Origin of the sequence: Mesorhizobium sp. (assembly GCF_004962925.1) — a bacterium.
In the GTDB taxonomy this organism is placed as follows: domain Bacteria; phylum Pseudomonadota; class Alphaproteobacteria; order Rhizobiales; family Rhizobiaceae; genus Mesorhizobium.
The window spans coordinates 2,205-7,487 of record NZ_SUEO01000269.1 but is presented as its reverse complement, the minus strand read 5'-3'; the positions used below and the strand labels follow the sequence as shown (position 1 = coordinate 7,487).

Sequence of the window (5,283 nt, the reverse complement as noted above, 5' to 3'; positions counted from 1 at the left end):
GTTGAGCACCGGCACACCGGCAAGCCTGTCCCGGACCACTGGATGGTGCCCGGAGGAGAGGTTGCTCATGAAGATGGCGGGAACGGTCGCGTCCTTTGCGTAGGCGGCAACGGCGTCGGCAATGCCGGCATATTCGGCAGCACCGCCGGCATCGAGGCCGACAGGCGCATCCTGCGTGGCGACGATCAAGCCAACCGAAGCGTCCTGCGCCAGGATTTCGAGCACGCTGCCGTAGACCCCGCCATGGGCGAAGACCACGCCCGTGGTGTCGACCGGGTTCTGAGGCGTCGCGAAAGACGGCAGCATGGCTTTCAGCCGCGCGATTGTCTGCTGCGAAAACTCCGGCAAATCGATGCCGACCTGCTCGGCGATGTCAGACACATGGGCGACCCCGCCGCCGCTGACGCCAACGACCGCGACGCCCTTTCGGGCCGGCTTGGCTTTCAGCATGAGGCAAAGCGCGGCGGTCTCAACGAACTCGTCCATGTCGGCGACCTCGATCACGCCGGTCCGCCGGAAGAAGGCTTCATAGGCTTCGTTGGCGGCGGCGAGCGAGCCGGTATGCGCTGCGGCGGCCTCGGCACCTTTGCTCGACTTGCCGGCACGCAGAGCAATCACCTTTTTGCCGGCGGCATGCGCCACCTGCATTGCTGACGAGAAGGAGATGGGGTCGCGGATTGCTTCCACGACAAGGCCAATGACGCGGGTCGCCTCGTCATCGGCTAGATAGGCAAGATAGTCCGGGAGATCGGTCGCCGCGCTGTTACCCGACGAGACGATATGGCTCAAGCCGAAGCGTCCGGAATTGGCAAGCGCGATGGCGCTGGCGCCGGAATGCGACAGGATGGCCAACTCGCCTTTTCTGAGGTTGGGCGACAGCGTCGAGGAATAAAGGGCAGCACCGCTTTGCAAATTGAACAGGCCGAGGCAGTTCGGCCCGCAGACCGCCATGCCATGTTTTCGCGCGACCCCGACCAGTGCCTGCTGGCGCACCCTGCCCTCCTCATCGGTCTCGGCGAAGCCGCTGGCCAGTACGACAGCCGCCTTGACGCCAGCCTTGCCGGCGTCTTCAAGCGCACTCAGAACGTGAGCCGCGCCGATGCCGATCACCGCCACGTCTGCCGGCGCATCAAGCCGGTCGAGCGACGGGATGGCCGCGATGCCGAAGACCGTTTCGGCCTTGGGATGCACCGGGATGATGGCGCCGGAGAATCCGAACGCCATCAAATTGCGCATGACGTAGCTCGACGACGCGTCAGCCCGTTCCGTGGCACCAATGACGGCGACTGAACGCGGCGCCATCAGCGCCCGCATCGCCTCATGCGAAGCGGCAGAGCCGGTCACGGCTCAGTCGAGGCCCTTGAAGGGGCCGTCGCGGAAAGCGAGATATTCCTTGAGGCTCATTTTGGCGAGGTTGGCCATCCATTCACGGCCTTGCTTGGTCACATGCAGTGCTGCAATCGCCTCGATATTATACTGGAAGGACGGCAGCAGCCCGGCCACCATCTGCTGGTTGTTGATCGACGCCTTGGTGAATTTCAGCGCCGGAACCGGCATGCGCGCCAGCTTGCGGGCGAGGTTTTCCGTTTTTTCCTTCAACTCATCGGCCGGCACGATCCTGTTGATCAGATGCATGCGCAGCGCCTCCTCGGCGTCGACAAGGTCGCCCGTGTACATCAGCCAGCGCACGTCGCGCGTGGCGAGCAGCCAGGGCATCATCAGCGCCGGCGGGCCGGAGTTGTGGCGCACCTCAGGCTCGCCGAATTTTGCATTGTCGGCGGCAATCGCCAGGTCGCAGCACATCATCAGTTCAAGCGCGCCGGCCAGTGCATAGCCGTTGACGGACGCGATGACCGGGATCGGCGCCTTCCAGATGTTGAGCAGCGCTTCGGCATTTTCGCCCATGTCCTCGCGCCAGAAATCGATGTCGACATCGAAGTCGCCGCCCTGCAGATCGTAGCCGGAGGAGAAGGCACGGCCGGCGCCGGTGATTACCAGTGCGTTGATATCAGGATCGGCAACGGCAGCCGCCAGAGCCTTGTCGATCTCGCGGATTACCGTCTTGTTCATCGCATTGAGCTTGTCGGGACGATTGATAGTGATCGTCGCGAACTTGTCGGTCGCGTCCTTCTCGTAAAGGATCGTCTCGTAGGTGGCCTGTGCGCTCATGCGTTTCTCCTGGTATTTTCGGCTGTCGGAAATCGGAGGTCGGTGAAGCCGGGCTGGGAGTTGACCTTGTCTACGCTGCCATGCCCTTCAACCGCGCATGCGCCACTGCGATCCGGGCGGCGAGTGCGGCGTTGTTGCGGACCAGCGCGATGTTGGCCTTCAGGCTGCGGCCTTGCGAAAGCTCGTTGATACGGGCGAGCAGGAACGGCGTCAGCTCCTTGCGGCCGATGCCGCGTTTCTCGGCCTCCGCCACCGCCGCCGCGATCGTGCCGTCAATGAAGGCCGGGTCGAGCGCATCCGTCTCGGGAATTGGATTGGCGACGAGGATGCCTGTGCCCGAGCCGATCTGCTCGTGCAGCAGCATGGCCCCAGCAATCTCCTCCGGCGTGTCGAGGCGGTGATCGGCTTTCAGGCCGCTGGAGCGCGTATAGAAGGCCGGAAAATCATCACTCTGATAGGCAATCACCGGCACGCGTTGTGTCTCCAGATACTCCAGCGTTTTTGCCATATCGAGGATCGACTTCACGCCGGCGCAGACGACGGTGGTGCCGGTCTGGCCGAGTTCGGTCAGGTCGGCAGAGATATCGAAAGTGGCTTCGGCGCCGCGATGCACGCCGCCGACGCCGCCCGTCGCGAAAATGCCGATGCCGGCCAATGCTGCGATCCGCATCGTCGCCGAGACCGTGGTGCCGGCCGATCCGCCGCCCACCATGATTGCGGCGAGGTCGCGCCCGGATGCCTTGACCACGTCTTTTGCCGCTGCCAGCTTTTCCAACTCAGTGTCATCGAGCCCGACCTTGATCTTGCCCGCAACCACCGCGATCGTGGCCGGCACAGCGCCGTTCTCGCGCACCACGGTTTCGACACCGCGCGCGGTCTCCAGATTGGCCGGATAGGGCATGCCGTGGGTGATGATCGTCGATTCCAGCGCCACCACCGCGCGGCCTTCCCGGAGTGCTGCCGCGACTTCGTCGTTCAGGTGAAGGAGGGAAGATTTCATCGTCGTCTCGCTTTCAGGGTCGTCTCGCTTTCAAGCGGGAATGCGGTACATGCCGGCGGTGAGAAAGCGCGGCGACAGATCGGGATGGACGCTGGATTCGCTCTCGGTGGTCAGCGTGGCGAGCAGCGCCCCGGTACGCGCCGCGTGGGGCACGGGATCTCCCGAAAGCACCTTGTACATGGTGCCGGCAATCATCGCGTCGCCGGCGCCGGTGATGTCGACGGCACGGGCAGGCACAGAACGCATCGTCGCCACGCCGCTTTCAGTCGCCACCGCAAATCCATGCGCGCCCATGGTCACGATGACCTCGGCAGCACCTGCCGCGCGCAGCGCCGCCGCAGCCTCTTTCGGCTTCAGCCGTTTGTCGGCATCGGTGATGCCAAGCATCGTGTTGGCCTCGTCGTGATTGGTGAACAACAGGTCGATGCCGGTCAGATCTTTTGGCAGGCGCGCCGATTTCGGCGACGAGACCGTGTCGACGGCGAGCTTGAAGCGCGCGCCCTGCTTGCGTGACATCAGCGCGGCGATCGTCGCGGCCGGCAGGTTGCAGTCGATGAACACCCATGTCGCCGAAGCCAAATGCGGCCAGAAGCGGTCGAGATAGGACGGTGAAAACAGATCGAAAATCTCCATGTCGGCGATGCCAAGCACGAGATCGTTGTTGAGATCGAGAATGGCCGCGTATTCGGCCGTCGGACGCTCCGTGGTGGTGATCACCTGGCTGACGTCGGCGCCGAGATCGCGCAAATGCCGCACCAGAGAGCGGCCGGTTTCATCATCGCCGACAATCGAAACGAAGCTTACGTCGACGCCGAGGCGGACAAGGTTCTCGGCGACGTTGCGGGCGACGCCGCCGAAGCTGCGATAGCCGTCGACCGGGTTCGACGTCTCGAAGATCAGATCCTTCTTGGCATGGTACTTGCGGTCCAGGACCGCGCCGCCGATGCAGATCATGCGCTTGGAGGCCGGCAAGACATAGCCGCGGCCGAGAATGTAGCCCTTGTTGACGAGTTGCACGATGTGGGCCGCGACGGTCGAACGGGCAATACCGAGCGCAGTCGCTATGTCCTGCTGGCCGGCGAAGGGGTTCGCCGCGATGAGATCCAGAACCGCTTGTTCCTGTGCTCCAAGGTCGTCCATCGTCTCACCCGGCCCGTCCAATTCGTAGCTGAACATTTTCGATATGGACAACAACAGATGATCTTGTCAACATTCGTTTGTAGCTATAACGTCCATCAAACCGGCGTTTCCCCGGCTTCTCTCGAAGCGGGACAAGGCACAAGAGAAGGCACAGCGATGCGCATGCGAGATCATCCGCCCTGCCCGCTTTCACTGCTTCAACACCCTGAAGCGGCCATGCCTGGTTTTCGCCTTCTGCGTTTGACATTTCCAACAGGAAGGTGATCGCGATCATGCAGCCTGCGCCTCAAGTCGAAGCAACAGATCAAGCCGAAACAACAGATCAGGGAATTCCCGTCGTCGATGTCGGGCCCTTCATTCGCGGCGAGGCCGGCGCCGGCGCTGTCGTCAGGGCTATCGAGACTGCCTGCCGGACCACCGGCTTCTTTCTGGTCACCGGCCATGGCGTGTCGCCGGAAAGGACGATGCGGCTCTATAATCTGGCGCGCGCCTTCTTCGACCTTCCGGAGGACTACAAGCGCAGCCACGGGCGCGGAACCGGCCTGAACGGCGGCGTCGCCTTCTCGCCGATCGCCGACGAAGCGCTGGCCGCCACCAAGGGCATCAAGACGCCCGGCGACTACAAGGAAAGCCTGAATTTCGGCCTGCGCCTCAAGGGCGACGCATGGCCTGACCAACCCGATGGTATCGAAAGCGCCTTTCGCGACTATTTCTCCGAGATGGAAACGCTGGCGAGGCACCTGCGCCGGATCTTTTGCCAGGCGATCGGCCTCGAGCCCGACTATTTCGAACCGGCTTTCGAGAACCATCTGTCGGCACTGCGGGTCATCAATTATCCCGAACAGGAATTGGACCCCCTGCCCGGCCAGCTTCGCGCCGGCGTCCACACCGACTACGGCTTCATGACCATCCTGCGTTCGGAGGCGTCGTCCGGCGGATTGCAAGTGCAAACCCGCGACGGCCGCTGGCTCGAC

Annotated in this window: 6 protein-coding genes; 1 reads left to right on the top strand and 5 read right to left on the bottom strand. The window is 63.2% G+C overall.

Features of this window, described 5'->3' with window-relative positions:
* The 5 genes from E5W87_RS32050 to E5W87_RS32030 all read right to left on the bottom strand — a co-directional run.
* The coding region (locus tag E5W87_RS32050; RefSeq protein WP_292406945.1) for a CoA-binding protein at positions 1-1,344 on the bottom strand (1,344 nt) is incomplete at its 3' end.
* A gap of 3 nt (positions 1,345-1,347) precedes the next feature.
* Positions 1,348-2,169, bottom strand: a complete 822-nt coding sequence (locus tag E5W87_RS32045; RefSeq protein ID WP_292406942.1) for an enoyl-CoA hydratase/isomerase family protein — start codon at positions 2,167-2,169, stop codon at positions 1,348-1,350.
* 70 nt (positions 2,170-2,239) lie between these two features.
* A complete protein-coding gene (locus tag E5W87_RS32040; RefSeq protein WP_292406938.1) occupies positions 2,240-3,169 on the bottom strand; it encodes a pseudouridine-5'-phosphate glycosidase in 930 nt (309 codons plus the stop codon).
* 30 nt (positions 3,170-3,199) lie between these two features.
* Complete coding sequence (locus tag E5W87_RS32035) at positions 3,200-4,360, bottom strand: carbohydrate kinase (RefSeq protein ID WP_287073341.1); 1,161 nt, start codon at positions 4,358-4,360, stop codon at positions 3,200-3,202.
* Positions 4,314-4,583: a hypothetical protein gene (locus E5W87_RS32030; protein ID WP_292406931.1), complete on the bottom strand. Its 270-nt coding sequence runs from the start codon at positions 4,581-4,583 to the stop codon at positions 4,314-4,316. Before E5W87_RS32030 ends, E5W87_RS32035 begins: the two co-directional genes overlap by 47 nt.
* Between E5W87_RS32030 and E5W87_RS32025 the strand changes: the two genes are divergently transcribed.
* A partial coding sequence (locus tag E5W87_RS32025; RefSeq protein ID WP_292406927.1) for a 2-oxoglutarate and iron-dependent oxygenase domain-containing protein occupies positions 4,582-5,283 on the top strand: 702 nt, incomplete at its 3' end. The two genes, E5W87_RS32030 and E5W87_RS32025, sit on opposite strands and share 2 nt — an antisense overlap.

Coding starts and splice junctions, on each gene's coding strand:
- E5W87_RS32045 (WP_292406942.1), bottom strand. CDS start 2,169: ATGAGCGCACAGGCCACCTACGAGACGATCCTTTACGAGAAGGACGCG.
- E5W87_RS32030 (WP_292406931.1), bottom strand. CDS start 4,583: ATGATCGCGATCACCTTCCTGTTGGAAATGTCAAACGCAGAAGGCGAA.
- E5W87_RS32040 (WP_292406938.1), bottom strand. CDS start 3,169: ATGAAATCTTCCCTCCTTCACCTGAACGACGAAGTCGCGGCAGCACTC.